At 37.0% G+C, this 16669-nt stretch carries 13 protein-coding genes; 4 read left to right on the top strand and 9 right to left on the bottom strand.

Annotated features, from left to right (window positions below):
- Window positions 1-3 precede the first annotated feature (3 nt).
- Both BUC06_RS12610 and deoC read left to right on the top strand, forming a co-directional pair.
- Complete coding sequence (locus BUC06_RS12610; RefSeq protein ID WP_073334366.1) at window positions 4-474, top strand: Lrp/AsnC ligand binding domain-containing protein; 471 nt, start codon at window positions 4-6, stop codon at window positions 472-474.
- Window positions 475-476: 2 nt separating this feature from the next.
- Window positions 477-1223 (top strand): deoxyribose-phosphate aldolase, encoded by a 747-nt coding sequence (gene deoC, locus BUC06_RS12615; RefSeq protein ID WP_073334368.1) that lies wholly within the window; start codon window positions 477-479, stop codon window positions 1221-1223.
- A 36-nt stretch (window positions 1224-1259) separates the two neighbouring features.
- Here deoC and dusB read toward each other — a convergent pair whose 3' ends face one another.
- Complete coding sequence (gene dusB, locus BUC06_RS12620) at window positions 1260-2255, bottom strand: tRNA dihydrouridine synthase DusB (RefSeq protein WP_073334370.1); 996 nt, start codon at window positions 2253-2255, stop codon at window positions 1260-1262.
- A gap of 257 nt (window positions 2256-2512) precedes the next feature.
- Complete coding sequence (locus BUC06_RS12625; protein ID WP_073334372.1) at window positions 2513-5704, bottom strand: hypothetical protein; 3192 nt, start codon at window positions 5702-5704, stop codon at window positions 2513-2515.
- Window positions 5705-5890: 186 nt separating this feature from the next.
- On the opposite strand from BUC06_RS12625, the gene BUC06_RS12630 reads away from it, so the two are divergent.
- Both BUC06_RS12630 and BUC06_RS12635 read left to right on the top strand, forming a co-directional pair.
- Window positions 5891-6646, top strand: a complete 756-nt coding sequence (locus BUC06_RS12630; protein WP_073334374.1) for a T9SS-dependent surface endonuclease, AS87_RS02955 family — start codon at window positions 5891-5893, stop codon at window positions 6644-6646.
- Window positions 6647-6734: 88 nt separating this feature from the next.
- Window positions 6735-7565: a lamin tail domain-containing protein gene (locus BUC06_RS12635; protein WP_073334376.1), complete on the top strand. Its 831-nt coding sequence runs from the start codon at window positions 6735-6737 to the stop codon at window positions 7563-7565.
- Between the two features lie 331 nt (window positions 7566-7896).
- Here BUC06_RS12635 and BUC06_RS12640 read toward each other — a convergent pair whose 3' ends face one another.
- The 7 genes from BUC06_RS12640 to BUC06_RS12670 all read right to left on the bottom strand — a co-directional run bounded on the left by BUC06_RS12640 (window position 7897) and on the right by BUC06_RS12670 (window position 16621).
- The gene (locus BUC06_RS12640; RefSeq protein WP_228423720.1) at window positions 7897-10719 is read right to left on the bottom strand and encodes an aminopeptidase; all 2823 of its coding nucleotides are present in this window, start codon (window positions 10717-10719) and stop codon (window positions 7897-7899) included.
- Between the two features lie 54 nt (window positions 10720-10773).
- Window positions 10774-12153, bottom strand: a complete 1380-nt coding sequence (gene pyrF, locus BUC06_RS12645; protein WP_073334379.1) for an orotidine-5'-phosphate decarboxylase — start codon at window positions 12151-12153, stop codon at window positions 10774-10776.
- 123 nt (window positions 12154-12276) lie between these two features.
- Entirely contained in the window at window positions 12277-12618 is a 342-nt protein-coding gene (locus tag BUC06_RS12650; protein WP_073334454.1) for a YkvA family protein, read from the bottom strand.
- An 84-nt stretch (window positions 12619-12702) separates the two neighbouring features.
- On the bottom strand, window positions 12703-13242 hold the full coding sequence (locus BUC06_RS12655) for a TlpA family protein disulfide reductase (protein WP_073334380.1): 540 nt from the start codon (window positions 13240-13242) through the stop codon (window positions 12703-12705).
- Window positions 13243-13287: 45 nt separating this feature from the next.
- A complete protein-coding gene (locus BUC06_RS12660) occupies window positions 13288-13851 on the bottom strand; it encodes a thioredoxin family protein (RefSeq protein ID WP_073334381.1) in 564 nt (187 codons plus the stop codon).
- Between the two features lie 17 nt (window positions 13852-13868).
- Window positions 13869-14939: a chorismate synthase gene (aroC, locus tag BUC06_RS12665; RefSeq protein WP_073334382.1), complete on the bottom strand. Its 1071-nt coding sequence runs from the start codon at window positions 14937-14939 to the stop codon at window positions 13869-13871.
- A 50-nt stretch (window positions 14940-14989) separates the two neighbouring features.
- Window positions 14990-16621, bottom strand: a complete 1632-nt coding sequence (locus tag BUC06_RS12670) for an LIC_10190 family membrane protein (RefSeq protein WP_073334383.1) — start codon at window positions 16619-16621, stop codon at window positions 14990-14992.
- Window positions 16622-16669: the final 48 nt, after the last annotated feature.

Raw genomic sequence — 16669 nt, forward strand, 5'->3', positions numbered from 1 at the left:
AAAATGAAGAATTCAAGCAACACAAGTTATCATTTAGACTCGATTGACAAAGAGATCATTTACATGCTCATGGATAACGCTAAGACATCGTTAGCCCACATTTCAAAAAATGTCGGAATTTCCACAACAGCAGTACATCAACGGATCAAAAAACTCGAACATGCCGGAGTTATTGAAAACTCTATTTCATTTCTTAACCCTAAAAAAATAGGGTATAAGGTGATCTCGTATATCGGTATGTTTTTAGACCAGCCCAGTCATTATCCGGATGTTGTAAAATCTCTTCAGGACGTGAATGAGGTAGTAGAAGCCCATTACACAACAGGAAATTATACCATATTCCTGAAAGTTCTTTGCAAAGATAATGACCATCTGATGCAGATTCTTAGCAAACTTCAGAAGCTTAAAGGCGTGACAAGAACAGAAACTTTCATATCTTTGGAACAAGGTATTTACAGACAACTGAAAGTATAACGATTATGAACATTGCCCAATATTTGGATTCAACCTATTTGAAAACACCCGCACAGTCCGGTATTTCAAACGAAGAAACATTACAATTAGATAAAGAACTGGCACAGGAAGCTATAGATCATAGCATCTTTGCCGTAATGATCCGTCCGGATTATGTAGCGGATATCAAAAAGTATATTCAGGAAAAAGGTTCAAATGTTGCGGTAGGAACCGTAATAGGTTTTCATGAAGGAACCTATTCTATTGACGAAAAGCTTGCGGAAGCTTCAAAAGCAATTGAAGACGGAGCCGATGAACTGGATTTTGTTATTAATTACACTGCCTATCTAAGAGGAGATCTGGAACTGGTAAAAGAAGAGTTTGTAAAAGGTACTCAGCTGGGCCTCAAGCATCAGAAAGTAGTGAAGTGGATTATTGAAATAGCGGCACTGACAGATGATCAGATCGCTGGTATCACCAAACATATTTCAACCTGGGCAGAAGAAAATTTCTCAGAAAGTGAGTTTCCAAAAATTTTTGTGAAATCTTCTACAGGTTTTTACCAAACTGAAGGAGGAAAGCCCAATGGAGCTACGTTTGAAGGCATAAAAATTATGCTGGATCATGCAGGCCAGCTTCCTGTAAAAGCAGCCGGAGGGGTAAGAACTCCTGAAGATGCTGAAAAAATGATCAGCATGGGAGTTAAGAGAATCGGAACTTCCTCCGCACTGGCACTAATTAAAAACGAATCCTCATCAGAGGGATATTAAAAAAATAAAACCATCAAATTTTGATGGTTTTTTTATTTATGCCTGAGCCTGATACTCTTCGTAGAACTTCTGTGTTTCTTTGATTAACACATCCATTTCCTCCAAGGTAAAGACCTCAAGGAATTTCTTTCTGAATTCTTTAAAATGAGGAACACCACGGAAGTAATTGCTGTAGTGCTGTCTCATTTCAATAAGTCCCAATTTTTCTCCTTTCCACTCTGCGCTCCATTCCGCATGTTGGCGTACAGCCAGAAGACGGTCTGAGATGCCAGGTTCAGGAAGATGCTCACCTGTTTCAAAGAAATGTTTGATCTCGTTAAAAATCCAGGGATATCCAATAGCGGCACGACCGATCATAATCCCGTCGCAAGCATATTTCTGTTTGTAGGCAAGCGCTTTTTCCGGAGAATCAATATCACCGTTTCCGAAAATTGGAATCTCTATATTCGGATTTTGCTTAATTCTTGAAATATGTTCCCAGTCTGCTTCTCCCTTGTACATTTGTCCACGGGTTCTTGCGTGTATTGTTAAAGCTTTAATTCCAGTCTCCTGTAAACGCTCTGCCACTTCATCAATATTGATGCTGTTGCTGTCCCATCCCAAACGGGTTTTCACTGTCACAGGCAGATGAGTAGAAGTTACCACTGCTTTGGTAAGACGTACCATAAGGTCAATATCCTTAAGAACTCCTGCCCCTGCTCCTTTGCACACTACTTTTTTCACCGGGCATCCGAAATTAATGTCTACCAGATCCGGGTTGACAGTTTCTACAATTCTTGCAGACATTGCCATTGCTTCCTCATCTCCACCGAAAATCTGGATGCCGACCGGTCTCTCATAATCGAAAATATCCAGCTTCTTGCGGCTCTTCATTGCATCACGGATCAAGCCCTCGGAAGAGATAAATTCTGAGTACATCAGATCAGCCCCATGCATCTTGCATAGACGTCTGAACGGAGGATCACTTACATCTTCCATCGGAGCCAGCAAAAGCGGAAATTCCGGCAGTTCTATATTGCCTATTTTTACCATGGCGCAAATTTACGAAATTCTAAACATTCGGAAGTATGATAATATCTATCGTTGTAAATGTTCCCTGTCTATTTGGTAAAAGGCTTTGATCTCAGATTTGAGACATGAGATCTTAGACTTTAAAAGTTGTTTCCTTATAGGATTTTATTACGCAAATGAATGAAGAACAATCGATTGTAGATGTATGATAAAAGACATGGGCACGAGATAAGAGCCCTTTTTTAGATGCTTGATTGAATAATTGGTAACTCAAGCGCTTAAAAACTAGCCTTTACCTGCATACTTCCAATGTGGATGGTTCGGTCTCCCGAATTTCTTCCCTCATAATTGAGGTTGAGCTGAAGGAAAGAATTGATCGCCTGCTGGATGAAGACACTCCATACCTGATTTTTTCCAGGCTTGAGACCATCCAGCATCTGGTTTCCTACAATACTGAAATTGTTTCCTGTAAAATTATTATTGATGAAAGAGAAGTTTCCTCTGATCGACGTTTTTCTTCGTTCCCACTGAATCGTTCCTGTGATGTCAAAAGCTTTTAATAATTCTTCACCGTCCATTCTTTTTTTCTGACGGTAGGCAGAGGAGAGTTCAGTCTGGATGGCATCTGTAAATTTATAAGTCGCTTTCGGTTTGGTTTCAATATTATGAAGAAGGTAATCTCTTGTAGCAAATAGCTGGGATGAGTTTTTAAGCTCATGGACAGAATTCTCCCAGTCTACCCTGAATTCTTTATTAAACCAGTATCCAACATTGATGAAATGAGAAGTCTGCTGCCTTTCTTCGTTACTGAAATTGGCATTGATAAGGTTATCGTTGGAGATAAAACGGTAGTTACCATTCCATCCGGATTTTTCAGTGGGGTTAAACTGTACGGAAGCTAATATGTTTTGATTTTTGAGGATCTGATCGCTGTTCTTTTCAAACGGGTTCAATACTAAAACTTTATCTTTTTTATAGAATGAGTTTTGTGAATTTAATGAAACATTAAAATTCCAGCGCTTTAAAAATCCATTTTCCGAATTGAAAATAATCGCTGGGTTGACAAACAATGCCAGCTGTATTTTATTTTTATTTGAAGGGATATACCGTACAGAATTGGTGTAGATTCTGATGTACTGTGCCAGATCAGAGTATTCTGCAATTTCGAATTCGTCGAGCTGCTGGATGCCGTCTCCGTTATAGTCGGTCCACTTGTAGACCCCTTGTCCATCTGTTACTTTAAGGTACTGGAATTCTCTTTGCGCTTCCTGTCCGTTTCCAAGTTCATAAAATGCCTGCAAACGCATTCCGTTTCTGAATAACTGCTGATTGTAAAGTATATTTCCAACTACGAAATCATTATTTCGAGTCATATCGGCTTCATTATTTTGATAGAAAAATTTTCTGTAATGTATTAAAGCATTTAAAGTCGTTTTATCAGTTTTAATAATCTGACTTTCAGCCATAATCCCCAGAATATTATTCATATTTTCCAGTCTGTTGTTTCTTACAGAATCATTATCTCTCATATAGACTTTAGCAAGTAATTTTGTACGCGTACTATCGCCGATTTTTTTCTGTACAAAGATCTCTTTCCAGCTGAAACTGGTGACATCCATGAGTTGGGTATCATTGTACTTCTTCTCATTATGTTCCATACTTCCTCCCAGAGCCCAGCTGCCTTTTTTGCCTGTAAACTCTGTAGAAACCCCTCCTCTGATAAACTTGGTATCCTGAAGGGTCGCATTGGTATTAAGATAAGATAAATTCCCTTTGGTAAAAAACTTTCCTGTGATCCATCCAAAGTCGAGGTCATTTTTTATTCCTTTGTAGGTGTCCTGTTCATCCAGGTAATTGATTCTGTAATTTAGATTGGATTTATTATTCCATTTATTCAGAAAGCTGAATGTAAATCTGTTTTGGGTTCTCTGGCTGAATTCCTGTACCAGGTTAAAGTCTCTTGAGAATTCTACATCGTTGATACGGTCCAGAATATGAAATTGTTTGTCTATGTATTGATATTCAAAACTTGGAGTACCTTTCCACTTGCTTTTTGTGAACGTTTTATTTCCAAAAACACGCCATGCATATCCTATATTTTGAGCTGCATCTTTTGATGAAAATAGGTTCAGATCGTAATTGCTCAGAGAGAAATCAGCGCCTATTTTTCCTTCCTTTAAAAGATATTCGGAATTCACTGAATAGACTTGTGATTTCTGAGGTGAGGGAAGTTTTCTTACGGCTTTATAATCTCCCATATTATTGCCTACATACTCAAATACACGGCCGTTGTTAGTCGTCTGGGTAATTTTATAATCTCCCTGATTAATACCGAAATACGTGAAGGAAACCTGATATAATGTTTCATTCTGATCGGTAGAGAATTCGTAGAAATTGCCGGCGGGGTTTAACCGATATAGGATTTTGTTGACATCATATGCTGTAACCACACCTGATGGGGCATACATGAGATTCGGGTCATTTCCTGCTTCTGCTAAAATCTGTTCATCTTCTTTAGAAAGATTTAAAGAAAGAGGAGCATTTTTATTGTCATTTTCCATGAACCAGTTTAATCCTACTTTAAACTTTTCCCTTTGATGTTCAAGCTTTCCGGTAAATAAATATCGGGAGTAATTCCTGTTTGTATAGTTATAAGAGATTGTAATGAAATTTTGCTGGAAAATCGGTCGGAAACTGGTAAAGGTAACCTCTCCCGTATTATAATTAATAATGTAATCCTGGTTTTCTCCACGCTTCATTAGAATACCGTCAATAAAAACCTGTTCAGAACCCGAGATAAGAGTGATAAACTGTTCACCATTTTTACCTGTCAGACGGTAAGGTCCCTGATTACCTTCCACTCCCTGAAAACGTACCCTGTGGAATTCACTTCGTGCGACCCCCATGGAAACATCTACAAAAGTCTTATTATCCTTTCCAAATTCAGTCTGAAATTCAAGACCCATACTCCGTCTCTGAAATTTGGCGAAATAGTTTTTGGACTCTACCAAGTCAAGGTGACCAGCTCTGAGGATCGATTTATCCTTAATATTAAGCTGCATATAGATCTTGTCAAATTCTTCCAGGGTTTGCGTGTATCCATCCGCCTGAATAGGAAGGTTATGATCTGAAATACTCGCCAAAATAGTGACATCCTTCGAAAGTCGTCCGGAAATCTGAAGGTCCATTGAACTCTGTACAGATTGGCCTTGATTATTACCGAAAGTGATTCCTCTAATAATGGAACCTTTAGAGTTCAGTTCACCCAAAAATCTTTTCTTGTCGTTTTTGACAAGTACGGCTTCATCTACGATTATTTTGTTGTTGGTCCTTACAAAATCCAATGTGTCTTTTGCAAAAAGGTCCTGTTCAAAGCGTGCTGCGAGGATGCTGTCTTTTTTAATACTGTCTTGTGGGATGTTTGGATTTTTCCACGAAAATATTTGTGCATGAGCCGAAAATATGCCCATGAAAAACAAACCGATCAGAAGAAAAAAATTGCGCAAGCGTTTCAAAATAATTCGTAAAAATAGCTAAAAAATGTTAATGGAAATGGGTTTAGCATTATTAACAGAAAATTAATCTAATTATTGTAAACCCCTGAAAAATACCGGTAATTTTGCGGTGTAAATTATTAATAATTAAATTTTACAGTTATGAAAAAATTTTATTCGTTAGTTGCTACAGTTGTATTTGCTGTTGCAACATTAGCTCAAACTACTGTTTTCAATGCAACGTTTGATGATTTGGATGGAACAGGGGGAAATGATGATTCTTGGACTGGAAACGTCGGGACAAAGTCTCTCAGTACCTATACAACAGCAGGTTGGGTATTTGCAGGTGCAGGAGGAGCGTCACAATGTATTAAAGCTGGTTCTGGCAGTACAGCAGGTTCAGTAACTACACCTGCATTAACAGGTCTTGCCGGTAATGCCACTCTTACATTCAGAGCTGCAGGATTCGGCACTGACAATACCTCATTAACGGTGACGATTTCTGGTGGAGGAAGTATCAATGGTTCCAACAGTTTTACCTTGACCAACTCTGCATTTTCTACTTATACCGTTAATATTATTGGAGGTACCTCTACAACAAAACTTAGATTTGCTTCAGCAGCAGGAGGAAAGAGATTTTTTATCGACGATATTAAATTGGCAGTGCAAGGTGCTCTTGCTGTAAATGATATTAAAGCATCTTCAATAAAGTTGATTAAAAATACTTCAGTAGATCATGAGATCTATTTCGGAGCAAAATCTGATATCAAAATCTTTGATCTTAATGGAAAATTAATTAAATCTGCTTCTGTGACGGAAAATGGAGTATTAAATGTAATAGATCTTCAGAAAGGGATTTATATTGTAACAGGAAATGTTAATGGTAATGCGGTTTCTGAGAAGATTTTAAAAAGCTAATTTTAATTAATTGTTAATTATATACCGTCATTTTAAAATAATGACGGTTTTTTTGTACTTTTACCACATAAATTTAAAACTTTTTATAATGAAAAAAATCTTTACTGTTTTAGGATTAATTTCCGCAACGGCATTTATGAATGCTCAGATTGTGATCAATGAGGTATATGGAGGCGGAGGGAATTCTGGTGCTTCTTATAAAAATGACTTTGTTGAATTGAAAAATATTGGTACAACTTCAATTACTTTAACTGGAGCTTATTTACAATATGCTTCAGCTACCGGAACTTTTAATGGAGGAACTAGCAATCACGCTCTTCCTACTTTTACTTTGGCGCCGGGACAGACTTATTTAATTCAGGAAATTTCATCTGGAGCAAACGGGGCTACTTTACCAACACCAGATGCATCAGCAACAATAAACTTATCAGGAAGTGCAGGTAAAATTGCATTGACATCTGATGGTACTGCACCAACATCTTCTACATCTGCGAACGTTATAGATTATGTAGGATATGGAACTACAACTACCAGCTTTGAAGGTACAGGACCAGCTCCTGCTCCATCAAATACAAATTCTATAGCAAGAGTAGCTGGTGATACTAACAACAATGCTACAGATTTTGTTGCAGGTGCTCCTACTCCTAAGAATTCAACTACAGGATCACTAGCTGTTTCAGACGTTAAAAATATAAAATCAGGAAACTTTGTAAAAAATACTTTCGTGAAAAGCGACGAAATCACTTTTGGTGCTGATGTGAAAGATGTGAAAGTGTACAACATGTTCGGACAGGTAGTGAAGTCTGCTTCTGTAAAACAAAACGGAACTGTGAACATTACTGAATTGGCAAAAGGAAATTACATCGTAACAGGAACTGTAAACAACGAGCCTGTATCTCAGAAGATTTTGAAAGACTAATTTTTAGTTTCTTTTAATAATATATGCTCCGGCCATTTCGTAGAAATGGCCGGAGCTTTTTATGATATCGCCTGCTTAATCACTGATTTGGCTGAAATATCCGGCTCAATAATTTGAATTAAATGAAGTATGTTTTATTTTTAGAGATATTCTTTGATTATTTATTTTTGTGGTATCCTTTTTGATATCTATTGAATAGAGATTGGTTATTTATTCAGCAATTGTTTTGAATAAAAGCTGTGAAATCGATCTCTGATAAAATTTTAAAGTTAGTTTTCAATATAACATGTTAAAAGGAGCAGCTGTATTTTTTACAGTTGCTTCTTTTTAGTTAATACCATCCTCTTCTCGCAGCATTAATGACTGCACCTAGGTTCAGAACTAAAGTATATCTAATGCGTTTTGCATAATCCTTAAAAGAAGGTTCAAAACCTAAGGATGACTGTATAGGAAAATAAATTTCAAGGAAATCAGGAATCAGTCTTACTTTGATACCGCTATCCCAGATAAACTCAGCAGGACGGTTTTTGTTTTTATATATCCCTGCATCAGCATAAACATGAAATATCTTCCAGACACTTGAGTCTACATTAAAAGAAGTAATCCACTGATTAACAGATCCCGGAATGAAAGATTTGAAACCTCCGTCAGCCAGGATAAACTGTTGGGATAAAAGACCGCTGTTGGCACTTTCACCCAAAAGATTATAGGAGAAAGAATAATTGGACACTCTTGAAATTCCGTAATTAAACATATTATTTCGCGTGTCATTTCTTACAAAATAACCGGCGAACAGTCTAAGGCTTAATTTTTGTTTAGGAGCGAACTCCCATCTGTAAAATCCTTCAGCAGTTATTTTGTTGAAATCCTCCATGCCTTGTGTGCTTAAACTTAAGCTTTTTTCATGGATCATCTGACTGTCACTGTATCCGTATCCTGCAGTCCATAAGTTGTATTTGCCATAATCTCTGTTGGCAACCATTTTCGGACTCAAATCTCTCTCTAAATAATTATAGGAGAATCCAAGACTTCTGCTGACCGTACTCCGTGGATTTTTTCTGAAATTAATATTGGAAAATATAGAACCTTTCCTATAGGCCAGTCCATAGTCATAATGGAAATATGAGCCCGATACCCCAAAATTAATACTTCTGAAAATACTTTCTGCCGGAAGAAAAGAGTAGGAGATCGCTCCTGACCCTGTCAGTTTTCCTGTTCCGGTACTGTAAGTGGGGGTAAATGAATACAGAAATTTCTGGTCAAAGAAAGATTGATTCTTTAAATTCACGCCCAGTAGGAATTTATCGTAAGTATTGTTGAATCGTACCCTTGGACTGATGTATATTTCGTTGTATTCCGGGTTGGGAATGTCCTTTATCAGTTTAAATTTTATTTTTTTTGCATTCGAAAACAGACCTTTCGCGTATAAAAAATTATCCCGGTATTTAGATTCCGGAAAAATATAATCACTGTTGAGCGTGACTTTGTGAATATCTTCAGAAGCAGGAAGAACGAAATTGGTGATTTTTTCATGCTCTTCAGTTTCTACCCAGTAAGATTTTTTTTCACCTTCGCTTGTTTGGGTTTCAAGTCGGACAGGTATGAGAGTATCTGTATTCTTACCAATTCTGATCGTTAAAGAGTCTGCATCTCTTTTGATATTCTTCAGCCTGAAGTTAACTCTGTTTTTTCGTTTTAAAAAATCTGAAAGGTATCCTGAAGTCTTGTCTTTGTCAGCAAGCTCTTTCAAAAAGTCTTCCGGATCGATCTTTTGATCCGTATTTTTAGAGATATAATTTTTCACGATTTCGTTGAAACGATCATACCCCATTTTTTCTGCCGTATAATTGAAAAGACTTCCGGTTTCAAAACTGCTGACAGCCATATCGTTGAAGTTGCTTAAAACCGTAAATTTTTCACCGATTTTCTGATCCAGATTCTGGGACATGATGTATTGATAAGAAAGTCCATAACGGTCGATAAGTTTGACTTTGGAGGCATGGAATAACTTCAAAGGTTTGACTCCAAAAATCTTAGTTTCGGGCAGAGTACCCAATAATTTGGTCTCTTTATAGAATTTTTGGATATACTGGATTTCCATGTACGATTTTAAACCGTTCTTAAACCAGTGATTGCTTTGTTTATCTGCTATGACGCTTTCGTCAAGAATTTTTTTAGTAATGATTCCGAAATAATCAAGATCCGTTTTTTCAGCGTCAGTGAATAACTGAAATCTGAACTTCCAGAAGGTAATATCATTGTTTCCGAAAAAATCTTCCAAAGACCTGAACTTCTCGGAAATAAAGAGGTTTTTTGGAATAAAACCTATCTTTTCTTTAATGAATTTTAAATGCAAAGGAAGATAGAATTCAAGATTCTGCTTTTCTTCCGGTTTCAGATTATATCCGAATTTGATCTCGATATCCTCGCCATCTACGTTGACTTTTATGGAAGGAAGCCCATTCTGTGCGATGACAAACTCAGGATCAGAATCAAGGTAACCCTTAAATGAATTCATTTGCGTTTGCGGGAGATTACCTTCGATAAAACTGTTGGGAGGAAGATCAAAATTGATCGTCCAGAAGGTGTTGAAACTCACGGATTCTTCAATGTCGTGATAGTTCCTTTTGGAAATATTGTCCGGATCAAAATGATCCGGAACAATAAAGAAATATTTTAATGCTGTCATGGTATCAGATGTACCGTATCCCGTAAATCTCTTGTCGGGTAGGCGCATGCTGTAATGAAGCTGTAATGTAATGCTTTCACCTGGCTTTAAGGCCTCTGCCAGAGGAAGAAAAAGATTCTCATCTGAAATTGAACTCACTGGTACCAACTGCTGAGCCGAATTTTGAACCTGTAAATCAAGAAGCTTACCAAGCTGGTCCGGTTTGGCAAAATGCAAATCAGTACTTCTGTCTTCCAGTTTTCTATACACCAGAGATGTCCCTTTTTTATTGTAAGAAGAAACCCAATTAAGAAGCTTTATAGACTGCAGATCTTTATCGGAATTATTGTAATACACAATTTCCTGATTCACCTCCAGTGTTTTTCTGTCGGCAGATAATTTAGCTTCAATATATATGCTGTCCTTCTGCCCGGAAATCTGTACAATTCCCCAAAACAAAACAAGGCAAGTGGTGATCTTTTTCAATATCCTGTGATAAAGCCCAAATATAAACTTATTTTGAATATATTCAGCAGGATTTTAGCCCTGAACTGTGTTTTTTTGCAAAGAATTAACATATGCATTCCAGCCTTCATTTTTATAGGTAACGGAAGCCGTTTCCGGATCTTCAGATTTATAAATTCCTCTTCCTACAATAATGAAATCGGTGTGAAGCATTTTGAAAACGTGCTCAGGAGTATTATACTGCTGTCCTTTCCCATCTCCTGAATCTGCAAGATTAACACCCGGTGTGAATAGCAGAAGATCTTCAGGAATCTGGTTCTGAGATACCCCTCCGATTACATTAGGATGTGATAATGCTACTTTTAAAGCTTCTTCACGATAGCTGGATGTAGTCAGTGCTCCTTTTGAAGACATTCCAACAATAGCAACTACCCCAACATTTTTAAAGCAATCTAAAGATTCGAATCCTCCGATTACCTGTGACGTTACGAAATCTGCCCAATCGGTAATTTTAAATACACCGCTGGTAAACTGCAGTTCCTGGGTATTTCCAATATCAGCAAACTTTCTGTCTTCCATCAGGAGAAACTGGTGCTTTTCAGCCAATGCTTTTAAGGGAACAATTGTTTTTTCGTAGTCAAAATCTGAAATGATATCAATATGCGTTTTCAAGGCAATCACATGAGGACCTACTTTGTCAGCAAGAGCAAGCAGTTCCTGTGTGGTCGTAACATCTGCAGAGGCAATCAGGTTAGATTTTTTTGCCAGTGCAGTTTCCAGTAATTTTTTTGAAACTGAGTGCTGGGTTTGCTGAAGTTTTTGTTCGTAAGAACTTCTTGTCTTTTCTTCAAACTGAATATGATTTCCTTTCAGAAAATCCTGAATTCTTTTTACTTCTTCGTCAGACAGCTCTCCGGTTTCCTGAAGAATCGTACATACTTCTGAAATATTGAAAAGTGTGTGTACTCTGTATCCTTTGCTTTCAAGCAGTTGTTTTCCGCCCTGTTCTCTATCAAGAACCACAACGATATCCGCTACTTTCAGATCTTCCTGCTCAACCTCTGCAATAGTTTCTACCAGAGATTTTCCGGAAGTAATCACATCTTCTACCAAAAGACAGTTCTGTCCTTTCTGATAAATTCCTTCGATCAGTTTTTTCGTTCCGTAGCTTTTTGCTTCTTTTCTTTTAATAATTAATGGAATATAACTTTCCAAAGACATTGCAGTAGCCATCGGAAGCGCTGCATAAGGTACCCCACAAATTAAATCGAAATTATCCAAAGGAAGCATTTCCAGTAAATAATTAGCCAGATTTTTTAAAATTTTGGGATCTGAAGCCAAAGGTCTCAGGTCTACATAGAATGGACTTTCGATACCACTTTTTAAGGTAAACCTTCCAAATTTGATGATGCCCAGCTTGTAGCACTCTAAGAAAAATTCTTTTTTACTTTCCATTATTTTTTATTAGATACTGCAAATTTAAGGATTTGAAATAAGGCTTAAAAATTTATCAACCATTTGTCAACAAAAAACCATCCCGAAATGTTTCAGGATGGTTTAAAATATTTCTGTAAAGTATTATTTTACAATTTCTGCATCAATGATTTTGGTTCCACTCAGCCTTTGTTCTGCTTCCCAGAGTAAAAATTTATCTACCTCTTTAATTAGCTTAGGAATCGTCAGCGACAATACTGCCAGGTCATCCATCACCCCTAAAACAGGGACTGCAAATTCCGGAAGCAGGTCAATGGGAGAGATCACATAAAGAATTCCTAGAAGTGGAAGGATAATATCGATGGATCTCATAGGATATTCTCCTCTTCTCCACAATTTAACCATTCTGAAGATATCAGGAATTTTTTTTACGAATCCTTTGTGGCTGATGGCCTCTTTTGCAAGATTTAATTTTGAATATTTCATTTTGTGTTTAGTTTTGATCATTTTTCAACACAGTAAATTTCGCAAATTTTATACCAATAAACTATAAAATTTAGTTAAAAAAAATTACTTGATGATATTGTCAATGAACTGATGCACAGTCTCTGTGTTCCAATCTCTGTAGGCATCCTCCTTAATGATGATTCTTCCATGCTGATCAATCAGAAAAGTGGTAGGGAATACTTTGGGAAGAATTTTTTCAGAAATAGGACTTTGTGCAAAATATACAGGAACTGTATAATTATTTTCCTTTAAAAATTTTCTTACCGCATCTTCCTGATCATTCATGGCGATCAGAATAAAATCTACATTTCCTTTTCTTGAATCATATAATTTCTGAATGGTAGGCCATTCTTTTCTGCAAGGCGGGCACCATGTTCCCCAGAAATTAAGGAAAACAGGTTTATTCTTAAAAGCTTTAAGATTGGTATTGGGTGCATTGATTCCTTTTAGCTCAATGTCATAATCTTCTTCACTTACATGGACCGCATTTTCAATGGTAGCAATTGGAAAGAACTGGTCTTTCAGGGATTCTTTTACTCCTGGTACAAAAGCGATCACCCCGATAATGATGATCAGGACAAGATAAATGATATTCTTTTTCATGCGTTAATCTTTACTGTTATTTTGACCGAGGGAAATTAATGATCGTTATAATAATTCTAAAATTTCCTCAACGGCGTCTTTTCCTCTGTTTTTAGCGTAATACAGTTGCAGATCGTTATAAAAATTATCTTTAGGATAAGCCTCCGGGTCTGCTTTATGTTTCATTAATAATTCATGGCCGTACTTCGGGCGAGGGCCCCAGGAATTTTTCACATGGAAATCTTTGTCCAGGATAATTACCTTAGGAATAGACTCTGTACCGTTGGTCAGGTATTGGCTGATTAAGCTTTTATCACTGTCTCTGAGGAAAATTTTCACCTCATTGTGTCCTTCAAAAAATGTGACAAGTGCAGGAACTGTAGCACTTGCATCACCACACCATGCTTCTGAAATAATCAGGATCTTTCCGTCAAAATTTTTGGAAGCCAATTCTTTCAGCTGCTCTTCGTCCGGGACATACTTTTTCAGTGTTCTGTCCATTCTCTGAAGTCCAAGTTCGTAGTATTGTTTATATTCGATTTCCTGTTGGTTGGAAGGATTTTCTAATCTTTCTTTTCCGATGCGGAGGTATTCTTCAAAAGAAATTCCCTGATCCCAGTAATTTTTCATTACTAAAAATATTTATATTAAAAATTATTGATGTTTCTTGTTTTGTTGATCAAAAAGAGGTCAGCCAGTACAAATGCAGCTAAGCTTTCCACAACGGGAACGGCTCTTGGCACTACACAAGGATCGTGACGTCCTTTTCCCTCAACGATGACCGGGTTACCATATTTGTCCACACTGTCCTGAGGTCTTAGAATAGTCGCTACAGGTTTGAATGCTGCACGGAAATAAATATCCATTCCATTGGAAATACCTCCCTGAATGCCTCCTGAAAGATTTGACTTTGTTGTAAAATCTGTATTAAAGGCATCGTTGTGCTCCTTTCCTGTCATTTTAGCACCGCAGAAACCGCTTCCGTATTCAAATCCTTTGCAGGCGTTGATATTCAGCATTGCTTTACCCAATTCAGCCTGAAGCTTGGAAAATATCGGTTCTCCGATTCCAACAGGAACGTTTTTAATGACGCAGGTAACGGTTCCGCCGATGGTATTGCCTTCCTTTTTGATCTCTTTGATTCTTTCGATCATTTTTTCAGCAGTTTTAGCGTCTGGACAACGTACATCGTTGCTTTCCGTTTTTGAAAAGTCAAGAGCCTGATAAGGTTTTTCACAGAAAATATCACCTACGGAAGAAACATAAGCATTGATCTCGATACCGGACAAAAGCTGTTTTGCTAAAGCCCCTGCAACGACCCAGTTAATGGTTTCCCTTGCAGAAGATTTTCCGCCCCCGCGATAATCTCTTATTCCAAATTTCTGGTCATAAGTGAAATCTGCATGACTCGGACGATATGAATCAGCAATGTGATCATAATCCTTAGACTTCTGATTTTCATTTTCTATAATAAAACCGATTGGAGTACCTGTGGTTTTCCCCTCAAAGATTCCGGAAAGAAACTTTACCGTGTCGCTTTCTTTTCTTTGAGTGACAATCGCAGACTGGCCCGGTTTCCTTCGATCCAATTCATATTGAATTTTATCGAAATCTACCGTTAAACCTGCCGGAAAATTATTAATGATACCGCCATAAGCCACGCCGTGACTTTCTCCAAATGTTGTAAGACTGAGAAGATTACCTAATGTGTTGAACATAATACAAAATTACCTATTTTTCTTCAGATAATAAAGTTTCTCCATTTGTTCTATTGATCACTGTTTTTGATAGTATGGATAACGCCCTTTATCTTTCTTTTTCCCTTTGGGGTCAACTGTTTCCAGATAAATCCTTTTTTGATATTTTTTTTGTCAATATACTGCGGGAAAATCCCTGAATGTATATAGTCAATGACGTAGCCCGAAGAAATGGCAGGAAGCGGAGTGTCAAAATTAAAAGGGTAATCTTTTGATATATTGAATTTTAAATTTCCTGTTTGGAAGGTTTCAAATTGATTGTAATGATAGGTGGAAGGTTTATACAATTGTTCTTTTTTGAAGCCGGTCATGAAATTTCCCGGTCTGAAACTCGGAATATATTGACGGATGGAGTTGGGGAAACTTAAAATGCCCATCACCAGTAAACTTAATAATGAGAAGAACAGGAGTGCCTTTTTTTTGCTTAAATGAATAAACAATACAAAAAATATTACAAAAAACACATCAATAAAAAATCGATATTGGGCCGAAAAAGCTAATACCAGCATACTTTTAATTAATAAAGAGATACAGATCAAGGTGAGGATCTTTTTCTTTTTAATAAAGGCAAAAACCGAAAATACAGTCAGGGATAAAATAAATAGGATATTGATTTTCGATTTAATTCCTTCCAGTGTAAACCAGTTTCTGACCGCGTCATAAAGAGAAAATTTTTGGATTTCCTCATAGGGATACTGCATATCATACGTTTTCTGAATAGCGTATTGAGATGATATTTTTAAAACCTCCGGATTAGGTTTCCAGCTGAATCCGAAATCGCCTGTAGCAACTGGGAATACCGGATAACCAAATGTCCATATATTTTTAATGAAGAATAATAAAAGGATGAGAATTCCGAAGATGGTATGTTTATAATGAGGTTTAAAGATCAATACAGAAGATAGAAATACCAGTAGTGGAAGCCAGATCATCGTAGGCTTTATAGAAAAAATGAAAACAGCATAGGCAAAAAGGAGCCTGATATTTTTATTACCTGTTATGAGCTCATTTAAAATAATCAAAGATAAAGTGATGACAGGCAAATCCGGGCTTGGTGATTGTGAAAAAAGCAAAAATACCGGAATAAATGAGAGTTGAATCCAGCTTTTGTTTTCAAAAATATAAATGGTGTAAATGATCAGCAGAACGGCATTCATCCTTAAAAAGGGATCTGAAAACCCTGAAAACCCTGCCTGAAAAATATGCCAGACCGACATTTGTCCCAATGTAAGATCAAGATTGGCAATGCCTTTCACCAGACCATATTCTGTGAGCCATTTGATACTGGGAACATAATATCCGAAATGATCTAATATATAAGGATAAAAAGAACTGCTGTAAAGAATGACTACTGAGATACCGCCTATTAAAAAAGAATCTTTTTTAGAGAAGTGAGAAAATTCGAGATACAGTTTATTTTTGAAAAAGAGGAAAACTCCTGCTAGTACAAAAGGAATCTCTACATATATATTGATAGGAATAAAAAACGCAAGAACTGTCCATATCAGGCTGAGTCCTATTATTCCGTTTAAAATATTCCCTGAAATTCCCTGCGATAAAGATCCTAAGAAACTCTCTAAGATCTTTCCCCAGCCTGCGAGAACTGAGAGCATGATTGCTGAAGAAAGAAAGAGTAGCATCATAAAAAAAGATTGCTTAAAAATAAGCAATCTTTAAATAGTATCATGAAA

Origin of the sequence: Chryseobacterium carnipullorum (assembly GCF_900142785.1) — a bacterium.
Lineage (GTDB): Bacteria > Bacteroidota > Bacteroidia > Flavobacteriales > Weeksellaceae > Chryseobacterium > Chryseobacterium carnipullorum.